Here is an 18,704-nt window from a genome sequence, read left to right on the forward strand (position 1 = left end):
GGCCTTCGCGGGTGGGGGACGATTACCGGTTGTGCCGGTTCATGTAGACGAGCCGTTCGAGCAGGCTCAGGTCCTGCTCGTTCTTCAGCAGCGCGCCCGCGAGCGGCGGCACGATCTGCTTCGCGTCCACGCCGCGCAGCGCGTCGGCCGGGATGTTCTCGGCGAGCAGCAGCTTCAGCCAGTCGAGCAGTTCGGACGTCGACGGCTTCTTCTTCAGCCCCGACACGCCGCGCAATTCGAAGAAACTCTCGAGCGCCGCGCGCAGCAATTCCTCGCGGATGTCGGGGAAATGGACCGCGACGATCTTCTGCATCGTCGACGGGTCGGGAAACTGGATGTAGTGGAAGAAGCAGCGGCGCAGGAACGCGTCGGGCAGCTCCTTCTCGTTGTTCGACGTGATGATGACGAGCGGGCGGTGCTTCGCGCGTACCGTCTCGCGCGTCTCGTACACGTGGAATTCCATCCGGTCGAGCTCGCGCAGCAGGTCGTTCGGGAATTCGATGTCGGCCTTGTCGATCTCGTCGATCAGCAGCACGCTCGGGCGCTCGGCGTCGAACGCCTGCCACAGCACGCCCTTGACGATGTAGTTCGAGATGTTCTTCACGCGCTCGTCGCCGAGCTGCGAGTCGCGCAGCCGCGACACGGCGTCGTATTCGTACAGGCCCTGCTGCGCCTTCGTCGTCGACTTGATGTGCCACTGCAACAGCGGCATGTCGAGCGCGGCGGCCACTTCCTCGGCGAGCATGGTCTTGCCGGTGCCGGGCTCGCCCTTGATCAGCAGCGGGCGTTGCAGCGTCAGCGCGGCATTGACCGCGAGCTTCAGATCGTCGGTGGCGACGTAGTGCGAGGACCCTTCGAAACGCATGGCGGCGCTCTTCTTCATCGGGAAAAAAACCCAGTATAAGTCAGAAGGGCTGTGCGGTTGGGCCGCGCCCGCGTATCGTTGCAGGGCTGTGGCGGGGCGAGCCGGGGCGTCTTATGGACGCGTTCCCCGCCGACGCGGTACAATCTGGCCGTTTTTTTTGGCCTGCGTGGCGATCCGATAAGCAATACGGCGCGGGCCGTTGCCGCTTTGGCGCCAGTTTCCCCTCAAGCTAGGTTACAAGAGCTATGAACAAATTCGTCGGCAAACACGTTGTTGTCGCAGCGCTCGTGGCGCTCGCGGGCAGCGCGCAGGCGGCCGGTGTGGTCGGCAACCCGAAGGACGGGGCGAGCAAGGCCGCCATGTGCATCGGCTGCCACGGCATCCAGGACTACCGCGCGGCGTACCCGGAGGTCTACCGGGTGCCCGTCCTCGGCGGCCAGAACCAGCAATACCTCGAGAACGCGCTGAAGGCCTACCGCAAGAAGGATCGTCACTTCCCGTCGATGAACGCGATTGCCGGTTCGCTGACGGACCAGGACATCGCGGATCTGGCGGCCTACTACGCCGTCCAGAAGGCCGACTCGAAGGACAATCCCTACAAGTAAGCGCGCGCCGCCGATCTCCCCGGCGGGACAGGAGCATTCATGAACAACGCATTCAAGACGGCGGCGGTTGCACTGGCGGCCGGCCTCGCGATCGGTACCGCGCACGCAGCGGACGCCACGAAGGGCAAGGAACTGGTCGAATCGCACAACTGCGCGGCCTGCCACGGCGCGCAGATGAACAAGCCGATCAACGCCGAATATCCGCGCCTCGCCGGCCAGCATGCCGACTACCTCGTGTGGGCGATGCGCCAGTACCAGATGGGGCTGACGAACCCGCTGCTCGGCCGCAACAACGCGATCATGCAGGCGCAGGTGCAGAGCCTGTCGGTCAGCGACATGAAGGACATCGCGTCCTACATCGAATCGCTGAAAGAGACCGATCTCGTGTTCAAGAAGTAAGCGCGACGGGCCAGACAGGCCCGCGCAGCAAAAAACACCCCGCCTCGGCGGGGTATTTTTTTGTCCGCGGCCCGGCGCCGCGGCGCTCAGCCGCGCGACGCGCGGCGCAGGATGCGTTGCAGGTACGCGTCGGTATCGGGCGGCGTGTTCGTGCGCTGCGCTTCCCAGATCGTCTCGCCGAGGCATTCCATGATCGCGTGCTGCGCGTCGTGGGTCGAGTCGAGCTTCGCCGCGAGCTTGTCGTGCGCGGCGCGGATGCCGGGCGGCTGGTCGATCGACAGTTGCTCGCTGATCGCGAGGTGCATCGACAGGTGCAGGAACGGGTTCGTGCGGCCTTCCTCGGGCGTGTAGTTGCGCGCGGCCGCGCCGTCGGCATCGTCGAGTTCGGCGTGGTATTCGGGATGCTCGACGATCCAGTCGGCCGCCATCGCTTCCAGCGGTGTCAGGATCTCGCCCGCGCGCTGCTTGCGCCAGGTCTCGGTGAAGAAGCGACGCACTTCGTCGCGGCTTGGATTGAACATGGTGGGGGAACGTCGTGATTCGGGCGGCGTCATGCCGCGTCGCGCATTGTACGCCGGGTCGGCGGACGGCGCTGGCGGCGGGCTGGCGCGGTTGGTGCGATGGCGCTGGCGGCGTGGGTGCGCGGCGGTGGCCGGTTGCGACCGCTCCGTGTCCGCGCTGCGGAACGGGTAAGCGCGGGCTAGGCCCGAAGCCGCCGCGCCGCTACACTCAGACGATTCCCGTTGCCGCACCGTTCCCCCCGTTCCGTCATGACCGCTACCGTCCGCTCATCGTCCGCTGCCCTGCAGGGCACGCTCTACGTCGCCCTGTCCGCCGTCGCGTTCGGCGCGATGGCGATCTTCGGCCGCTACGCATATGCGGCAGGCGTCGACGTGCTCGGGCTGCTGATCGTGCGCTTCGCGATCGGCGGCGCGGTGCTCGCCGCGATCGCGCGGCACCGCCGCGTCGCGTGGCCGCGCGGGCGCGCGCTCGCGCCGCTCGTGGCGATGGGCGCGCTCGGCTACGTCGGCCAGTCGTTCTGCTATTTCAGCGCGCTGCAGCACGCGCAGGCGAGCCTCGTCGCACTGCTGCTGTACCTGTATCCGGCGTTCGTCACGCTGCTGGCCGCGTGGTGGCTCGGCGAGCGCCTCACGCGCGCGAAAGCCGTTGCGCTCGTGCTGTGCGTCGCGGGTTCGGCGTTGATGGTCGGCGGCGGGCACGGCGAGCCGCTCGGGATCGCGCTCGCGCTGGCGGCCGCGGTGATCTATTCGCTGTACATCGTCGGCGGCACGAAGGCGACGCGCGGCGTCGATCCGCTCGCGACCACCGCGATCATCTGCCTGTCGGCGACCGCGACGCTCGTGGCGATCGCCGTCGTCCGGACCGCAGCGTTCGGCGCGCCGCCGCGCTGGCCTGCGACGGCCGGCGGCTGGGCGTCGATGATCGCGATCGCGCTCGTCTCGACGGTCGCGGCAATGCTCGCGTTCTTCGCCGGGCTCGAGCGGCTCGGGGCCGCGCGCACGTCAATGCTGTCGACGCTCGAACCGGTCGTGACGGTCGCGCTCGCGGCGCTGTTGTTCGGTGAAGCGCTGTCGCCGCTGCAGTGGGCGGGCGGCGTCGCGATCCTCGCGGCCGTGCTGGCGCTCGTGCGCGCGGGCGGCGCAGCGGCCGACGATGCGACCGCGACGTCCAACGCGTAGCCGGAGGTGGGAAGGGGGGCGGGCGTTGCTGCGGACAGAAACCGTGTGCCTCTGTCGCGCCTGAGCTTATTCGTTGGGGGGCGGCGTTTTCGGCCTGAATTCGCACAGCGGCTCGATCGCGCAGTGCCAGCATTCGGGCTTGCGGGCCTTGCACACATAGCGCCCGTGCAGGATCAGCCAGTGATGCGCGTCCTGCAGGAATTCCTTCGGCGTGAACTTCTCGAGTGCCGCCTCGACGGCCCGCACGTCCTTGCCCGGCGCGAGCCCGGTGCGATTCGCGACGCGGAAGATATGCGTGTCGACCGCGATCGTCGGCTGGCCGAACGCGGTGTTCAGCACGACGTTCGCGGTCTTGCGGCCGACGCCCGGCAGGCTTTCGAGCGCTTCGCGATCGGCCGGCACCTCGCCGTCGTAGCGATCGAGCAGGATCAGGCACGTCGCGACCACGTTCTTCGCCTTGGTCCGGTAGAGACCGATCGTCTTGATGTACTCGGTGACGCCTTCTTCGCCAAGCGCGACGATTTGTCGCGGGGTGTTCGCGACCGGAAACATCTTCCGCATCGCCTTGTTGACCGACACGTCGGTCGCCTGCGCGGACAGCATCACAGCGATCAGCAACTCGAACGGCGTCGTGTATTCGAGCTCGGTGGTCGGATGCGGATTGAGGCTCTGCAGCGTTTCGTAGATCGCGCGTCGTTTGCTGGCGTTCATGGAGCGTTCTGGTCGGGCGGCGCGGACGGGCCGCCTTGGTCGTCATTGCCTGCGTCGTGGTCGTTGCCATCTGCCGCCGCGGCTTCGGCGTCGCGCTGCGCCTGCTGTTCGGCGAGCCGTTTGCGGCGGGCCTCGGCCGCGTCGATCTGCGCCTGGACGGCCGCGCTCACGCTTTCGGTGTTCTTCGGCCCGGCGCCTTGCCCGGAGAGTTCTTCCTTCTTCTTGCGCGCGCGTTCGAGTGCGGCGGCGATGATCGCGCGTTTCTTCGCTTCGGCATCGTCGGCGGCCGGTGCGGCGACCGGAGCGCCTGGCTGCGCGCCGGGTTGTTCTGCGGCCGGCTTTGCAGCACCTGCACTGGCACTGGCCGCGCGGCGTGCGGCGGCGCGCGCTTCGGCGGCCTCGCGTTCGCGGCGCTGGCGGGCGAGCCGCAGGTCGTGGCGTTCGCGCGCGGCATCGGCCTGCTCTTGCGACCACGCGTCCCAGCCGGTGCGATCGCCGGTCACGGGCAGCATCGCGATGCAGTCGACGGGGCACGGCGGCACGCACAGGTCGCAGCCCGTGCAAAGCGACTCGATGATCGTGTGCATCTGCTTCGGTGCGCCGACGATCGCGTCGACCGGGCATGCCTGCATGCACAGCGTGCAGCCGATGCACAGGCTTTCATCGATGAATGCGACCGCGCGCGGGTGCTCGCTGCCGTTGACGGGGTTCAGCGGAATCACCGGCTTGCCGAGCAGGCCGGCGAGGCGCGCAATGCCTTCGGCGCCGCCGGGCGGGCACTGGTTGTAGTTCGCGTCGCCGGCGGCGATCGCCTCGGCGTACGGGCGGCAGCCGTTATAGCCGCACTTCGTGCATTGCGTCTGGGGAAGCAGATCTTCGATACGATCCGCGAGTGTTTTGGAGTCGGTCACGGTGACAACGGGCGCAGCGGCGCCGAATGGCTCTCGGCCGCGTCGGGCGCGGCCGGAAAGGTTTGCCAAAGCTTGATTATCGCCGATTTCCCGCATTGCGCTGGACGCCGTCTGTGCGCATAATCGAACCGCTTTTTTGCAGGGGGCTCAGCAGGAGGGCGGCCGCACGCGGCGCGCCCGTTCCAGGGCGGCCGGCGCCGAGGCGGTGGGGGTGCCGGTCCGGATCAAGCGGCTCACATAGCAAAACGCCACCATGAATCAGCCAAAAATCAAAAGAGATCCTGAAGGTACGCGCCGTCGCATCCTGATGGCGGCAGCCGAAGAGTTCGCGAGTGGAGGGCTGTTCGGCGCACGCGTCGACCAGATTGCGCGCCGGGCCGAAACCAACGAGCGCATGCTCTATTACTACTTCGGCAGCAAGGAGCAGTTGTTTACGGCCGTGCTCGAACACGCGTTCTCCGCGTTGACCGAGGCCGAGCGCGTGCTCGATCTCGACGGCGTCGCGCCGGTCGAAGCCGTCACGCGGCTCGCGCATTTCGTTTGGGACTACTACCGCGACCATCCGGAACTGCTCAGGCTCATCAACAACGAGAACCTGCACGAAGCGCGCTACCTGCACAAGTCGACGCGGATTCGCGAGATGATGTCGCCGATCGTCGCGAAGCTCGGCAATGTGCTGACGCGCGGCCAGAAGGCCGGGCTGTTCCGCAGCGACGTCGATCCGCTGCGCTTCTACGTGACGCTGTCGGGGCTCGGCTACTACATCGTGTCGAACCGCTTCACGCTCGCCGCGACACTCGGCCGCGACTTCACCGACACCGACGAGCGCGCGGAGATGGTCCGGATGAACACCGAGGTGCTGCTCGCGTATCTGCTGCGGCGCTGACGCGCCCCAGCGGCCGCCGGATACAAAAACGCCGCCGTGCGCAGGCAACGGCGGCGTTTTTTCGTCGGAACGCGGTGCGTCAGGCGGCCTTGCGCGCGCGTGCGGTTTTTGCGCGCGGGCTGTTGCTGCCGGCACGCTTCGCGGCCGGTGCGGCCTTGGCGGGCGCGGCGGCCGTGGCCGGTGCCTTTGCGCGCGTGCGCTTCGCCGCGGTGACACGCGTCGTTTCGGCCTGCACGGTGCCGGCCGGTACGGCCGCAAGCGTTGTGGCCGCCGGCGCCTCGGGCTGATCCTTCGTCGCGCCGTGCTTCGGTTCCGGCACATGCTCGCGGATGAAGTCGCGCAGTTGCGGGTAGATGATCGTGCGCCAGCGGCGGCCCGAGAAGATCCCGTAGTGACCGCACTTCTCGGCGGTCAGGCTGCGGCGCTGGTCTTGCGGGATGCCCGTGCACAGCTCGTGCGCGACGTGCGTCTGGCCGCTGCCCGAGATGTCGTCGAGTTCGCCCTCGATCGTCATCAGCGCGGTGTGCTTGATGTCCTGCGGGCGCACGCGCTCGCCTTCTACATCCCACGTGCCTTCGGCCAGCCGGAATTCCTGGAACACGACGCGGATCGTCTCGAGGTAATACTCGGCGGCCATGTCGAGCACTGCGTTGTACTCGTCGTAGAAGCGGCGGTGCGCTTCGGCGTCGTCCTCGTCGCCGCGCAGCAGGCTCTGGTAGAAATCCCAGTGCGATTGCGCATGCCGTTCCGGGTTCATCGCGACGAAGCCCGTGTGCTGCAGGAAGCCCGGATACACCTGGCGGCCTTCGCCCGGATAGTTCGCGGGCACCGTGTGGATCACGTTGTTCTCGAACCACGCGGTCGAGTGTTGCGTCGCGAGCGAGTTCACCGACGTCGGGCTGCGGCGCGCGTCGATCGGGCCACCCATCATCGTCATCGTGAGCGGCGTATCCTCGCCGCGGCTCGCCATCAGCGAGATCGCCGCGAGCACCGGCACCGTCGGCTGGCACACCGAGATCACGTGCAGGTTGCGCGCGCCGATGTGGCGGATGAATTCCTGGATGTACGCGATGTAGTCGTGCAGGTGGAACGGGCCGGTCTCGACCGGCACCATCCGCGCGTCGATCCAGTCGGTGATGTAGACCTTGTGATCCTGCAGCAGCGTGCGCACGGTGTCGCGCAGCAGCGTCGAGTGGTGGCCCGACAGCGGCGCGCAGACCAGCACGACCGGCTCGTCCTTCAGTTGCGTGACGGCGTCGGCATCGTCCGAATAGCGCTTGAAACGCAGCAGCCGGCAGAACGGCTTCTCGACGATCGTCTGCTCGACGATCGGGATGTTGTGGCCGTCCTTGACGATCTGGTGAAGGTCGAATTCGGGCTTCTCGTAATCCTTGCCGAGCCGATACATCAGTTCGTAGGCGGCGGCCATCCGCGTCGCGCCGGGCATCAGCGAGAACGGGCTGGACGGGTTGGCGAACGATTTGGAAGCGGCCTGAGCCCAGGCCGTGAGCGGGCTCAGCATGGCCCGCTGGAATTCGTGCAGTTGGTAAAGCATGCAGACTACTCCCGCGTGGGGGACGGTGCGCAGGGGCGGCGTGGGGCGTCGCGGCGTGCCGTGGGGGTCAGCGGCCGGCCATGTTGCACTGCGGCCGGACAATCGCGTCGATCATATCGGACAACGATGGGTGGTGCAATGCAACATTTCCCCGATTTTTCATCAAAATTTTGCGATTTGACGTTCTCTGAAGAAGCCGACCGCGCCTTCGTTCAGCGCCCCGTGGCCATGGCCGGCGCGGGCTGGCCGGCCGCGCGCGCCATCGCCTCTTCGTGGTGCATCAGGTTCATCGCGGTATGCACGAGCGCCACGTGCGAGAACGCCTGCGGGAAGTTGCCGACGAGCCGCCCGGCGACCGGGTCGTACTCCTCCGCGAGCAGCCCGAGATCGTTCGACAGCGACAGCAGCCGGCTGAACAGGCGGTGCGCGTCGTCGATCCGGCCGAGCAGCGCGTAGTTGTCGACCAGCCAGAAGCTGCATGCGAGAAACGTGCCTTCGCCGGGCGGCAGCCCGTCGTCGTACTCGGTCGTGCGGTAGCGCATCACGAGGCCGTCGTGCAGCAATTCCCGCTCGATTGCCTCGACCGTGCCGACGATGCGCGGGTCTTCCGGCGGCAGGAAGCCGAGCAGCGGCATCAGCAGCACGCTCGCGTCGAGCTCGTCGCTGCCGTAGCTCTGCGCGAACGCCTGCTTGCCTTCGTGCCACGCGTTGTCGCAGACGTCGGCATGGATCTGCTCGCGCAGCGCGCGCCAGCGGTCGAGCGAGCCGGGCAGCCGGAACATCTCCGCCGACTTGATCGCGCGGTCGAACGCGACCCACGCCATCACCTTCGAGAACGTGAAATGGCGGCGGCCGCCGCGGGTTTCCCAGATCCCCTCGTCGGGTTCCTGCCAGATCTTCTCGAGATGGTCGAGCAGCGCGCACTGCACGGACCAGACCGTGTCGTCGGCCTGCAGGCCGCCCACGCGCGCGAGGTGCAGCGCGGCCATCACCTCGCCGAACACGTCGAGCTGGAGCTGGTTCGCGGCGCCGTTGCCGATGCGTACCGGCCTCGAGTCCTGATAGCCGGGCAGCCAGTCGAGCTCCATTTCCGGCAGCCGGCGTTCGCCGGCGATCCCGTACATGATCTGGATCTGCTCGGGCGAACCGGCCATCACGCGGCCGAGCCACGTGCGCCACGCGCGCGCCTCGTCGTAGTGGCCGCCGCGCATCAGCGCGAGCAGCGTGATCGTCGCGTCGCGCAGCCAGCAGTAGCGGTAGTCCCAGTTGCGGTTGCCGCCGATCTTCTCGGGCAGCGACGTGGTCGGCGCCGCGACGATGCCGCCGGTCGGCTCGTACGCGAGCGCCTTCAACGTGATCAGCGAACGGCGCACGGCGGCCGCGTAGCGGCCCTGCACCTGGCAGCGGCCCGACCATTCGAGCCAGTAGTTCTCGGTGCGCGCGAGCATCGACAGCGGATCGCGCGCGGGCGGCAGCCGCAGGTGCGAGGCCGCATAGCTGAGCGAGAACGGCACGCGCTCGTCGGCGCTCACCGTGAATTCCGCGAGCGTATGGAGGTTCTTGCCGGCGAGCGGCACCGGCGTGCGCAGCACGACGGTGTCGGGGCCGGCAATCGCCTTCATCCCGTCCTCGCGGGTCAGTTGCGTGACCCACGGGACCGAGAAGCCGTAGTCGAAGCGCAACACGAGTTCCATGCGCATCTTCATCGTGCCGTGGCGGCCGACGACGATCCGCACGAGTTCGGACCAGCCGTTGCCGGGCGGCATGAAGTCGATCACGGTGACGGCGCCGTCGGCGCTTTCGTAATCGGTTTCGAGAATCAGCGTGTCGCCGCGATAGCGGCGGGTCGTGTGCGTGATCGCGGCGTCGACGGCCGGAGCGAGCAGCCAGCGGCCGTGCTCGGGCGTGCCGACGAGCGCCGCGAAGCAGGCGCCCGAATCGAAGCGGGGCCAGCACAGCCAGTCGACGGAGCCGTCTTTCGCGATCAGCGCGGCGGTGTGGCCGTCGCCGACGAGGGCGTAGTCTTCGATCAGGGCGGGCATGGGCAGGCGATCCTTGGTTTCGAGTTCACAATGCGGACGGCGGCGGCCGGACTTCACGTGCCTGTGCCGCGCCCCGTATACTCGGCCGGGCGGCGGAGCGCATGAACGGCCGGCGTTTCGTCCTATCTCAACACTTGAAGCGACTCGATGCAAGGAGGATTCAATGTCCAGCCGTTTACGCGAGCGTGACGCACGCGCTTCGACACGAGGGTTCCCGCTTAGGCTCGCTCACTGGATGAAAGGTTTCGCGATCGTGCTCTCCTTGTCCGCGACCCACGCATTTGCGCAGCAATCGCCCGCCCCGGCCGACGGCGTCTACAACCTGCTCGTCGGCACCTATACGGGCGGCGGCAGCGACGGGATCTATGTTTACCGCTTCGATACGAAAACCGGCAGCGTCGCGCCGGTGTCTTCGGCGAAGACCGTGAATCCGTCGTACCTGTTGCCGAGCCGCGACGGTCGCACCGTCTACGCGGTCAACGAATTGCCCGGCGACGACGGGCCGGCGACGCAGCGCGGCGGCGTCAGCGCATTCCGCTTCGACGCGAAGACGGGCGCGCTGACCTTCATCGACCGCGTGTCGTCGGAAGGGAACGATCCTTGCTACCTCGCGCTGTCGCCGGACGGCAAGACCCTCGTGACGGCCAACTATTCGGTCGCGGCGGATCCGGGCGGCAGCTTCGCGGTGTTGCCGCTGCGCGACGACGGCGCGGTCAGCCAGGCCGTGCTGACCGTGCACCATGAAGGCACGGGGCCCGTGAAGGGCCGCCAGGACGGCGCGCACGTGCACTCGACGGTGTTTTCGCCGGACGGCCGTTATTTGTTCGTACAGGATCTCGGCGCGGACAAGATCTACGGCTACCGCTACACGGTGGACGGCAGCCGCGGGCTGATCAGCCCGACCGACACGCGCTACACGCCGGTGAAGGCCGGCTCGGGGCCGCGTCACATGGTGTTCGGCGCCGACGGCCGGTTCGCGTACGTGACGAGCGAGCTCAACGCGTCGGTCGAGGTGTTCGGCTACCGCGACGGCAAGCTGACGCCGGTCGAGACGCTGCCGATGACGGCGCCGGGCTTCAAGGGCAAGGTCGGCGGCGGCGCGATCCACCTGTCGCCGGACGGCCGCTTCCTGTATGCGAGCAACCGCGGCGACGCGAACGACATCGTGATCTACGCGGTGAACAAGGCCGACGGCCGGCTGAAGCACGTCGGCCGCCAGTCGAGCCTCGGCAAGACGCCGCGCGAGTTCCTGATCGATCCGACCGGCAAGTGGCTGATCGTCGGCAACCAGGACAGCGATACGTTCTACGTGTTCAGTCGCGATGTCGAAACGGGGCAGCTCGGCGCGAATCCGCAGAAGGTTGCGGTCGGCAAGCCGGTCGACTTCAAGCTGGTGCCGGTGCAGTAAATGAAAAAGGGCGCTGCCGAGGCAGCGCCCTTGGCGTTCCGGGGCGGCCGGTTTTCCGGTGCGTCCACCTTGGTCGATGGCGGCCGTCCGGCCGCCGCGCTCAGTCGGCCGCGGCCGGCACGAGCACCTCGCGGCTGCCGTTGATGCCCATCGCCGATACGAGCCCGGCCGCCTCCATCTGCTCGACGAGGCGCGCGGCGCGGTTGTAGCCGATGCGCAACTGCCGCTGCACCGACGAGATCGACGCGCGCCGCGTGCGCACGACGAACGCGACGGCTTCGTCGTACAGCGGATCGGCTTCCGCGTCCGGCGCTTCGCCGAACAGGTCCTGCGTCGCGCCGTCGGCGGCCGGGCCGTCGAGAATCCCTTCCTCGTACTGCGGCTCGCCGAACTGCTTCAGGTACTCGACGATCCGGTGCACTTCCTCGTCGGCGACGAACGCGCCGTGCACGCGCTGCGGATAACCCGTGCCCGGCGGCAGGAACAGCATGTCGCCCATCCCGAGCAGCGATTCGGCGCCCATCTGGTCGAGGATCGTGCGCGAGTCGATCTTCGACGACACCTGGAACGCGACGCGCGTCGGGATGTTCGCCTTGATCAGGCCCGTGATCACGTCGACGGACGGACGCTGCGTCGCGAGGATCAGGTGGATGCCGGCCGCGCGCGCCTTCTGCGCGAGGCGCGCGATCAGCTCCTCGATCTTCTTGCCGGCGACCATCATCAGGTCGGCCAGCTCGTCGATCACGACGACGATCAGCGGCAGTTTCGACAGCGGCTCGGGATCCTCGGGCGTCAGCGAGAACGGGTTGCCGATCTTCTTTTCCTTCGCTTCCGCGTCGCGGATCTTCTGGTTGAAGCCCGCGAGGTTGCGCACGCCGACGGCCGACATCAGCCGGTAGCGCTTCTCCATTTCGCCGACGCACCAGTTCAGCGCGTTTGCCGCGAGCTTCATGTCGGTGACGACCGGCGCGAGCAGGTGCGGAATGCCTTCGTAGACCGACAGTTCCAGCATCTTCGGGTCGATCATGATGAGCCGCACGTCCTCGGGCGTCGCCTTGTACAGCAGCGACAGGATCATCGCGTTGATCGCGACCGATTTGCCCGAGCCTGTCGTGCCGGCAACGAGCATGTGCGGCGCCTTCGCCAGATCGGTGACGACCGGGCGGCCCGTGATGTCCTTGCCCATCGCGATCGTCAACTGCGACTGTGAATGCTGGTACTCGCGCGCGGCAAGGATTTCCGACAGGCGGATCATCTGGCGCTTCGCGTTCGGCAGTTCGAGGCCCATGCAGGTCTTGCCGGGAATCGTCTCGACGACGCGGATCGACGTGAGGCCGAGGCCGCGCGACAGGTCCTTCATGAGGCCGACGATCTGGCTGCCGCGCACGCCGAGCGCGGGTTCGATCTCGAAGCGCGTGATCACGGGGCCGGCCGATGCGCCGACGACCGTCACCGGCACCTTGAATTCCTGCAACCGCTGTTCGATCACCTGGGCCGTCTGTGCGAGGTGTTCCTCGGTGATCATTTCGACGTCGTCGGACGCGGGCTCGAGCAGGTCGAGCGTCGGCAGTTCGACGTTGAACGACGCGGGCGCGTGGAATTCGAACGCGTTCGGGCGCGGCTGGCGCGCGGGGGCGTCGGTTGTTTCGGTCGCGGCTGGCGTAGCCGGTTCGGTTGCCACGGCGGCGATAGCGCCGACGGGCGCGGCAACGGGAATCGCCGGCGCGGCAGCGACAGTCGCCGGCACGGGCAGGCCGGCACCGGGAACGGTTGTTGCCGGCTGCGGTGCGGTGGTCGACGGCGCAGGCGGTGTTGCGGACACATTCGGTGCTGACCAGCTCGCCGACGATGCGGCAGGGGCGGGCGGCGTTGCGAACGTGGCGGTGGCGGTTGCCGCAGGCGCGGAAGCAATCGGCAGGGTCTGCGTCGCGGTTGTGGCTGCGATGGACGCCAGCGATCCGACCGCGGCGACAGGCGAGCCTGCGACCGGTTGAGCCGGAGCGGCTGCCGCCGTGGTCATCGGGGCGATGGTGCTGGCCGACGGTGTTGTTACGACGGAAGCGGCTGGCAGCACGGGCAGGTTGGTCGTCGGCTGCGGTGCTGCTGTGCCGGACGCGCCGAATGGCGTGCCGGTCGACGAGGTTGCCGTGTTGGCCGGAAGAGTCGGTGCGGGCGCGGAAGGCTGCGCGGCGATCGAGCCGGACGCGAAATTTGCAGGTGCCGCGGGAGCGGTCGCCGATGATGTCGCCGGTGCGGACGCTTGCGCGATCGAACCGGATGCCGAACCCGACGCGCCGCTCGTCGACGGTGTCGCGGCGGGCGCGACGGTCGATGCGGGCGTCGATGCGCGGGCAAGTGAACCGTAAATCTCGTCCGTAATGCCGACCGGCGCTGCTGACGCGACCGGTGCAACGGTCGATGCCGATGCGACCGGCTGCGAAAGCGACGCGGATGCCGTGCCGGTTACACCGACCGGGGAAGCCGGCGCGATCGGTGCAACGGTCGGTGCCGACGCGGCCGGTTGCGAAAGCGACGCGGATGCCGTGCCGGTTACACCGACCGGGGAAGCCGGCGCGATCGGTGCAACGGTCGGTGCCGACGCGGCCGGTTGCGAAAGCGAAGCGGATGCCGTGCCGGTTACGCCGACCGGGAAAGTCGACTCGATCGGTGCAATGGTCGACACCGATGCGACCGGCTGCGAAAGCGAAGCGGATGCCGTGCCGGTTACATCGACCGGGGAAGCCGGCGCGACCGGTGCAACGGTCGATGCCGATGCGGCCGGTTGCGAAAGCGAACCGGATGCAGTGCCGGTTACACCGACCGGGAAAGCCGGCGCGACCGGTGCAACGGTCGATGCCGATGCGGCCGGTTGCGAAAGCGAACCGGATGCAGTGCCGGTTACACCGACCGGGGAAGTCGACGCGACCGGTGCAACGGTCGATGCCAATGCGGCCGGTTGCGAAAGCGAACCGGATGCAGTGCCGGTTATACCGACCGGCGAAGCCGCAGCGGTAACGGGTGCAATGCTCGATGCGAATGCAGGTGCCTGCGCGGCAGAACCATGGGCGGTGCCGACGAGCGGCGAAGTAGCGGCGGACGAAGCCGTCGGTGCTGCGGCAAACGGTTGAGCTGCCGGCGATTTCGGCGATTCCGTGGAGACGGCCGTATTTGTCGTTGCAGGTTGCACCGTTGACGGAATCGACGGCGTCCGCGTCCAAGCTGTCGCGGGCGTGGCGCCCTGCGCGATTGCCGACGGCGGCGCCGTACGTTCTGCCGCTTTCGGCTCGGCAGCTTCGGATGCGGTACGCGATGCAGTCGGTGCCGACGCTGCCGCAAGCGGCGCGGCGTCGGAAATGGCGCGTGCCGACGATTCTGCGAGCGACGAAGAGGGGAGGGCCGCAAACGGAGCGATCCCCTCGGCGGGTTTGCCGTCGGCGTGAGCATCGGCGACGCCCTGCGGCGCACGGGCCGGTGCAAGGCGATCGATCGCAGGCGCCGGTTGCGCTCCGTACTTGTCGCCGGTATCGACGGACGCAGCCGGTTTGCTTGCAGCGATGTCGTGAACCACCTCGTTTTGCGGTTGCGCGGAGGCGGCATTGACCGACTCCGATCCCGTCGCGTCGGTCGGCGACACAGCAATCGGGTTTCCGGCCGATCCGTCGAACGCGGAAACCGGCCGGCTGGCGAGGTCTTCCCACGGAGCGAGGTCAATCGGCGCGTCGAACGACGGCGCGGGTGCGATCCCGAATGCGGGCGCGGCGCGCGTATCGTCGACGTGCTGGATCTCGGGGGCGCCGTGATGCGAAAACGCGGCATTGTCGATTCCGGTATCCGGCAGCGTTTGCGGGACGACGTCGTCGAACGCCGTGGCGCCCGTATCCGTAACCGGAGCGTGCGTCATGCTGGCCTCTGCACGCATGAACGCATCCAGCACGATCGGCGCGTTGTCGTCGTAAGCGTGTGCCGCATCGTGTTCGACCGGGGCGCTGGCGTCATGGGTCGCGACGCCGTGCGTCGCGGAGACGAACCCGTCCGACGTGGTCGCCGATACCGGCGCGGCAACGCTGCCGGCTGCAGCGGCCACTCCGGCCACTCCGGCCACGGTGGCGGCTGCCGCCGCCGCGTGCGCCGCATCGGCCGACTGCGCGCCGCCGAGCGTGGCCCATTGCGCGGTGCTGGCCTCGATCGAGCGCAGCGTGTCGTGAACGCTCGGCGCGGGTGTAATCGGTGCGGCGGGTTTTTCCGTCCATGCATAGAGCGGCGCGCGCGCCGGCGTTTGCGGCGCCGGGCGGCGGCGCGCGGCGTCCGGCGGCAGGCCGGCCGCGCCGGTTCCCGCGACCGGTCGCACCGGCGGTCGCACCGGCGGGCGCAGCGGCGCGCTGGCCGGCCGCGGCGTGACCGTGGCGCGCGGAGCGGGCTGCTTCAACGCAGCGGTGGCCGCTCGCGCGGCCGTTGGCCGCGGCCGGACCGGTTCGAATCCGACCGGAAGCGGGGCGGGATCGGGGCGCGGTACTTGCGAGTTCGCCGCCGCGCGCGCGAGGCTCGCGGTGCTGCCGGTCGTCGGGGGCGGCATCGCGCCGGTCGGGATCGGCGCGGGCGGGGCCGGCATGCTGCGACCGGTCGCGGTCGGCTTCAGCCAGCCCGACGGCGCGACGGGTTCCGTGTGCGGCCGCGGGGGCGTCGTGCTGCGCGGCTTCGGCCGCGCCTGCGGGTCGGGTTTCCACAGCGTCGGGCGCGAATACCGGCCGTTCTGGCGCGGCGCCATCGAGTTGACGGTATGCGCGGTGGTCGGCTGCACGACGTCGTCGTCGCGATGCAGCGCGCTGCGCGGCAGGTCGGCGATGCCGCGCGCGTCGTCGTCGTCGCCGCCGCGCGACAGCTTGACGCCGAACGACGTGTCGACCCAGGCGGCGAACTGGCGCCAGCCGATGCCGGTCAGCCAGGGCAATCCGGCGAAGAACAGCACGACCATCGCGACCGGCGTGCCGATCGGGCCGAGCACATGGGCGAAGCCGGCCGAGAACGCGTGGCCGAGCGCGTTCGTATCGGGGCCCGACAGCGCGCTCGTCAGCGTGCAGCTCGCCACGAACACCGCGGCGAAGCCGAGCCACAGGCGGATCGAGCCGCGGCCGGTGAGCCCGCCGCCGCCGGGCAGCATGGCCTGCACGAGACGCCAGAAGAGAAGGAGGAACCAGACGGCGGAGATGCCGAACCAGCCGAAGACAACCGTGTGCATGCTTTGAAACAGGAGTGGGGAGGGGCGCGCGGGGCGCGACCCGCCGAGTTTAACCGGGCGGCGAACAAGATTCTAAGGCGGCGTGAATTCGTTTCACGCCGCGTGGCGCGTGCGTCCGGCACACGCGCGCGACGCGCAGCGCGAAGGCGGTCGGCCGGCCTTCGCGCGCGCGGTGCATCAGGGGCTCCGGTGCGTGAAGGTCAGCGTTGCGCCGGCATGGGTCACGATCTGCAATTGCTGCGGCTCGCGCATCTGCACGCCGGTCTTCTCGATGTGGGCGAGCGCGTCGAGGTACGCCTGCTCGAGCTGGCCGCCGAGCGTGTTCGGGCAGGCCATCCGCGTGCCGGCGAGCGGCCCGAAGCTCAACAGGCCGTTCTTGATCGCGTAGGTGCCCATGTAGCGGTTGCAGCCCGAGAACCCGCTGGCCCGCCGGATACCCGACTCGGTCGACAGCGCGAGCTTGATCGGCTCGCCGTTGTCGCCGTGCGGGATCGCGCGCTGCGTGCCGTCGGCGTTCAGCCAGCTGGTGAGTTCCCAGCTCGTGTCGTCGAGCAGCTGGACGGCGGCCGGGTTGTACGGGTCGGGCGCGGGGGCGGCGGAATCGGAGTGGGTCGGCATCGCGCAGGCGGCGAGAAGCGTGGCAAGCGTCAACGCGCAGAGCGGCGCGCGCAACGGGCGAAGCAGGCCGGTGCGGGCGCGTGCGGCGGCGGACAGGTGGGACATGAGCCTCGTTCCTCATCGGATTCTGATCAAGGCGTAAGAGTAACGCACCCGCCCCGCGGCAGGCGAGCCGACACTTCGCGCGTGAAAACGTTCGCAGCCCGCCCGCGAGGCGCCCGCGGCCGGGCATCGGCGTGGCGAAACGCGCCAAACCGGCATCGTGGCGCGTGTTAACATCGGAGCCGTTTTCGTCCTCCACCAGAAGCGGGAAATCACATGCAGATCGGTCAGCGGCTGGGTACGCCGCTTTCACCCTCGGCCACGCGCGTCATGCTGCTCGGCGCCGGCGAACTCGGCAAGGAAGTCATCATCGCGTTGCAGCGGCTCGGTGTAGAAGTCATTGCGGTCGACCGCTATCCGGACGCACCGGGCCACCAGGTCGCGCATCGTGCGCACGTGATCGACATGACGGACGCCGCCGCGCTGCGGGCGATCGTCGAGGCCGAGCGCCCGCACCTGATCGTGCCGGAGATCGAGGCGATCGCGACCGACGCGCTCGCGGCGATCGAGGCGGCCGGCCTCGCCGAGGTGATCCCGACCGCACGCGCAACGCAGCTCACGATGAATCGCGAAGGGATCCGCCGGCTCGCGGCCGAGGAACTCGGGCTGCCGACGTCGCCGTATGCGTTCGCGGATTCGTTCGAAGCCTTCAGCGCGGCGGTCGCGAAGATCGGCATGCCGTGCGTCGTGAAGCCCGTGATGTCGTCGTCGGGCAAGGGGCAGTCGGTCGTGAAGGCCGAGGCCGACGTGAAGCCCGCGTGGGATTACGCGATGGCGGGCGGGCGCGTGAACCACGGCCGCGTGATCGTCGAGGGCTTCATCGATTTCGAATACGAGATCACGCAACTGACCGTGCGCGCGATCGACCCGGCGACGCTCGGCACGCGCACCTACTTCTGCGAGCCGGTCGGCCACGTGCAGGTCGCGGGCGACTACGTCGAGTCGTGGCAGCCGCAGCCGATGAGCGCGGTGGCGCTCGAGAAGTCGCGCGAGATCGCGCACAAGGTCACCGAGGCGCTCGGCGGGCGCGGGATGTTCGGCGTCGAGCTGTTCGTGCGCGGCGACGACGTGTGGTTCTCGGAAGTGAGCCCGCGGCCGCACGATACGGGCCTCGTCACGCTCGCGTCGCAGCGCCAGTCGGAATTCGAACTGCACGCGCGCGCGATTCTCGGGCTGCCGGTCGATCCGGCGCTCGGCACGCCGGCCGCGTCGGCCGTGATCTACGGCGGGCTCGACGAGCGCGGGATCGCGTTCGAAGGCGTGCGCGACGCGCTCGCGGTGCCGGGCGCCGACCTGCGCCTGTTCGGCAAGCCGGAAAGTTTTGCGAAGCGGCGCATGGGCGTCGCGCTGGCGACCGGCGCGACCGTCGACGAAGCCCGCGAACGTGCGAAGCGCGCCGCCGCGGCCGTCCGGCCCGTGTCGGCCCGCTGAGGAACCAAGGAGAGGACGATGGCGCCGATGTGGCTGCGTATCGGAAAACTGGGCGCCGCGCTGGCGCTAGTCGCGAGTCTCGCGGGTTGCGGCCTCGCGGCCGCGCCGTGCCGGGTGGCATCGGCCGGGCTCAAGATCGTGCCGCTCGTCGGCCATATCGCGGCCGCGCCGACCGACGCGTGCGCCGACGTCATCGATCCCTGACAACGATAAACGCCGCGATCGCCCGCAATAA

At 68.7% G+C, this 18,704-nt stretch carries 15 protein-coding genes; 7 read left to right on the forward strand and 8 right to left on the reverse strand.

Annotation, left to right across the window (positions count from 1 at the left end; translation table 11 throughout):
- Positions 1 to 22: 22 nt before the first annotated feature.
- Entirely contained in the window at positions 23 to 865 is an 843-nt protein-coding gene (locus tag JYG32_RS00750; protein WP_174379983.1) for an AAA family ATPase, read from the reverse strand.
- Between the two features lie 245 nt (positions 866 to 1,110).
- Here JYG32_RS00750 and JYG32_RS00755 point away from each other — a divergent pair, with 245 nt between their 5' ends.
- Together JYG32_RS00755 and JYG32_RS00760 are read left to right on the forward strand one after the other, a co-directional pair.
- Positions 1,111 to 1,470 carry a c-type cytochrome gene (locus JYG32_RS00755; protein WP_174379984.1) on the forward strand — a complete coding sequence of 120 codons (360 nt, stop codon included), beginning with the start codon at positions 1,111 to 1,113 and terminating at the stop codon, positions 1,468 to 1,470.
- 39 nt (positions 1,471 to 1,509) lie between these two features.
- Entirely contained in the window at positions 1,510 to 1,869 is a 360-nt protein-coding gene (locus JYG32_RS00760; RefSeq protein ID WP_048249238.1) for a c-type cytochrome, read from the forward strand.
- 86 nt (positions 1,870 to 1,955) lie between these two features.
- Here the strand turns inward: JYG32_RS00760 and JYG32_RS00765 are convergent, their stop codons facing one another.
- Complete coding sequence (locus JYG32_RS00765; RefSeq protein WP_433960836.1) at positions 1,956 to 2,423, reverse strand: DUF1841 family protein; 468 nt, start codon at positions 2,421 to 2,423, stop codon at positions 1,956 to 1,958.
- A 216-nt stretch (positions 2,424 to 2,639) separates the two neighbouring features.
- Here JYG32_RS00765 and JYG32_RS00770 point away from each other — a divergent pair, with 216 nt between their 5' ends.
- Complete coding sequence (locus tag JYG32_RS00770; RefSeq protein WP_213264371.1) at positions 2,640 to 3,569, forward strand: DMT family transporter; 930 nt, start codon at positions 2,640 to 2,642, stop codon at positions 3,567 to 3,569.
- 66 nt (positions 3,570 to 3,635) lie between these two features.
- Here the strand turns inward: JYG32_RS00770 and nth are convergent, their stop codons facing one another.
- Both nth and rsxB read right to left on the reverse strand, forming a co-directional pair.
- On the reverse strand, positions 3,636 to 4,280 hold the full coding sequence (gene nth / locus JYG32_RS00775) for an endonuclease III (protein ID WP_174383793.1): 645 nt from the start codon (positions 4,278 to 4,280) through the stop codon (positions 3,636 to 3,638).
- Entirely contained in the window at positions 4,277 to 5,191 is a 915-nt protein-coding gene (gene rsxB / locus JYG32_RS00780) for an electron transport complex subunit RsxB (RefSeq protein ID WP_433960837.1), read from the reverse strand. Before rsxB ends, nth begins: the two co-directional genes overlap by 4 nt.
- Before the next feature lie 253 nt (positions 5,192 to 5,444).
- On the opposite strand from rsxB, the gene JYG32_RS00785 reads away from it, so the two are divergent.
- Positions 5,445 to 6,077 (forward strand): TetR family transcriptional regulator, encoded by a 633-nt coding sequence (locus JYG32_RS00785; protein ID WP_034184817.1) that lies wholly within the window; start codon positions 5,445 to 5,447, stop codon positions 6,075 to 6,077.
- A 79-nt stretch (positions 6,078 to 6,156) separates the two neighbouring features.
- Here JYG32_RS00785 and JYG32_RS00790 read toward each other — a convergent pair whose 3' ends face one another.
- Both JYG32_RS00790 and JYG32_RS00795 read right to left on the reverse strand, forming a co-directional pair.
- A complete protein-coding gene (locus JYG32_RS00790; RefSeq protein WP_213264373.1) occupies positions 6,157 to 7,632 on the reverse strand; it encodes a polyhydroxyalkanoate depolymerase in 1,476 nt (491 codons plus the stop codon).
- A gap of 212 nt (positions 7,633 to 7,844) precedes the next feature.
- Positions 7,845 to 9,674: a glycoside hydrolase family 15 protein gene (locus tag JYG32_RS00795; RefSeq protein WP_213264374.1), complete on the reverse strand. Its 1,830-nt coding sequence runs from the start codon at positions 9,672 to 9,674 to the stop codon at positions 7,845 to 7,847.
- A gap of 163 nt (positions 9,675 to 9,837) precedes the next feature.
- Here JYG32_RS00795 and JYG32_RS00800 point away from each other — a divergent pair, with 163 nt between their 5' ends.
- Positions 9,838 to 11,082: a lactonase family protein gene (locus JYG32_RS00800; RefSeq protein WP_213264375.1), complete on the forward strand. Its 1,245-nt coding sequence runs from the start codon at positions 9,838 to 9,840 to the stop codon at positions 11,080 to 11,082.
- A 100-nt stretch (positions 11,083 to 11,182) separates the two neighbouring features.
- Here the strand turns inward: JYG32_RS00800 and JYG32_RS00805 are convergent, their stop codons facing one another.
- Entirely contained in the window at positions 11,183 to 16,318 is a 5,136-nt protein-coding gene (locus tag JYG32_RS00805) for a DNA translocase FtsK (RefSeq protein ID WP_213264376.1), read from the reverse strand.
- Between the two features lie 177 nt (positions 16,319 to 16,495).
- Entirely contained in the window at positions 16,496 to 17,041 is a 546-nt protein-coding gene (locus JYG32_RS00810; RefSeq protein WP_213264377.1) for an META domain-containing protein, read from the reverse strand.
- A 213-nt stretch (positions 17,042 to 17,254) separates the two neighbouring features.
- Between JYG32_RS00810 and purT the strand changes: the two genes are divergently transcribed.
- Both purT and JYG32_RS00820 read left to right on the forward strand, forming a co-directional pair.
- On the forward strand, positions 17,255 to 18,469 hold the full coding sequence (gene purT, locus JYG32_RS00815) for a formate-dependent phosphoribosylglycinamide formyltransferase (protein ID WP_213264378.1): 1,215 nt from the start codon (positions 17,255 to 17,257) through the stop codon (positions 18,467 to 18,469).
- Between the two features lie 18 nt (positions 18,470 to 18,487).
- Positions 18,488 to 18,673, forward strand: coding sequence for a DUF6726 family protein (locus JYG32_RS00820; protein ID WP_174383479.1), 186 nt, complete (start codon positions 18,488 to 18,490; stop codon positions 18,671 to 18,673).
- The last annotated feature ends 31 nt before the right edge of the window (positions 18,674 to 18,704 follow it).

Origin of the sequence: Burkholderia pyrrocinia (assembly GCF_018417535.1) — a bacterium.
GTDB classification, from domain to species: domain Bacteria; phylum Pseudomonadota; class Gammaproteobacteria; order Burkholderiales; family Burkholderiaceae; genus Burkholderia; species Burkholderia pyrrocinia_E.

Bases quoted from the DNA above. Each gene is read 5' to 3' on its own strand.
- JYG32_RS00750 (WP_174379983.1), bottom strand. From the start codon at position 865: ATGCGTTTCGAAGGGTCCTCGCACTACGTCGCCACCGACGATCTGAAG.
- JYG32_RS00755 (WP_174379984.1), top strand. From the start codon at position 1,111: ATGAACAAATTCGTCGGCAAACACGTTGTTGTCGCAGCGCTCGTGGCG.
- JYG32_RS00760 (WP_048249238.1), top strand. From the start codon at position 1,510: ATGAACAACGCATTCAAGACGGCGGCGGTTGCACTGGCGGCCGGCCTC.
- JYG32_RS00765 (WP_433960836.1), bottom strand. From the start codon at position 2,423: ATGACGCCGCCCGAATCACGACGTTCCCCCACCATGTTCAATCCAAGC.
- JYG32_RS00770 (WP_213264371.1), top strand. From the start codon at position 2,640: ATGACCGCTACCGTCCGCTCATCGTCCGCTGCCCTGCAGGGCACGCTC.
- nth (WP_174383793.1), bottom strand. From the start codon at position 4,280: ATGAACGCCAGCAAACGACGCGCGATCTACGAAACGCTGCAGAGCCTC.
- JYG32_RS00785 (WP_034184817.1), top strand. From the start codon at position 5,445: ATGAATCAGCCAAAAATCAAAAGAGATCCTGAAGGTACGCGCCGTCGC.
- JYG32_RS00790 (WP_213264373.1), bottom strand. From the start codon at position 7,632: ATGCTTTACCAACTGCACGAATTCCAGCGGGCCATGCTGAGCCCGCTC.
- JYG32_RS00795 (WP_213264374.1), bottom strand. From the start codon at position 9,674: ATGCCCGCCCTGATCGAAGACTACGCCCTCGTCGGCGACGGCCACACC.
- JYG32_RS00800 (WP_213264375.1), top strand. From the start codon at position 9,838: ATGTCCAGCCGTTTACGCGAGCGTGACGCACGCGCTTCGACACGAGGG.
- JYG32_RS00805 (WP_213264376.1), bottom strand. From the start codon at position 16,318: ATGCACACGGTTGTCTTCGGCTGGTTCGGCATCTCCGCCGTCTGGTTC.
- JYG32_RS00810 (WP_213264377.1), bottom strand. From the start codon at position 17,041: ATGTCCCACCTGTCCGCCGCCGCACGCGCCCGCACCGGCCTGCTTCGC.
- purT (WP_213264378.1), top strand. From the start codon at position 17,255: ATGCAGATCGGTCAGCGGCTGGGTACGCCGCTTTCACCCTCGGCCACG.
- JYG32_RS00820 (WP_174383479.1), top strand. From the start codon at position 18,488: ATGGCGCCGATGTGGCTGCGTATCGGAAAACTGGGCGCCGCGCTGGCG.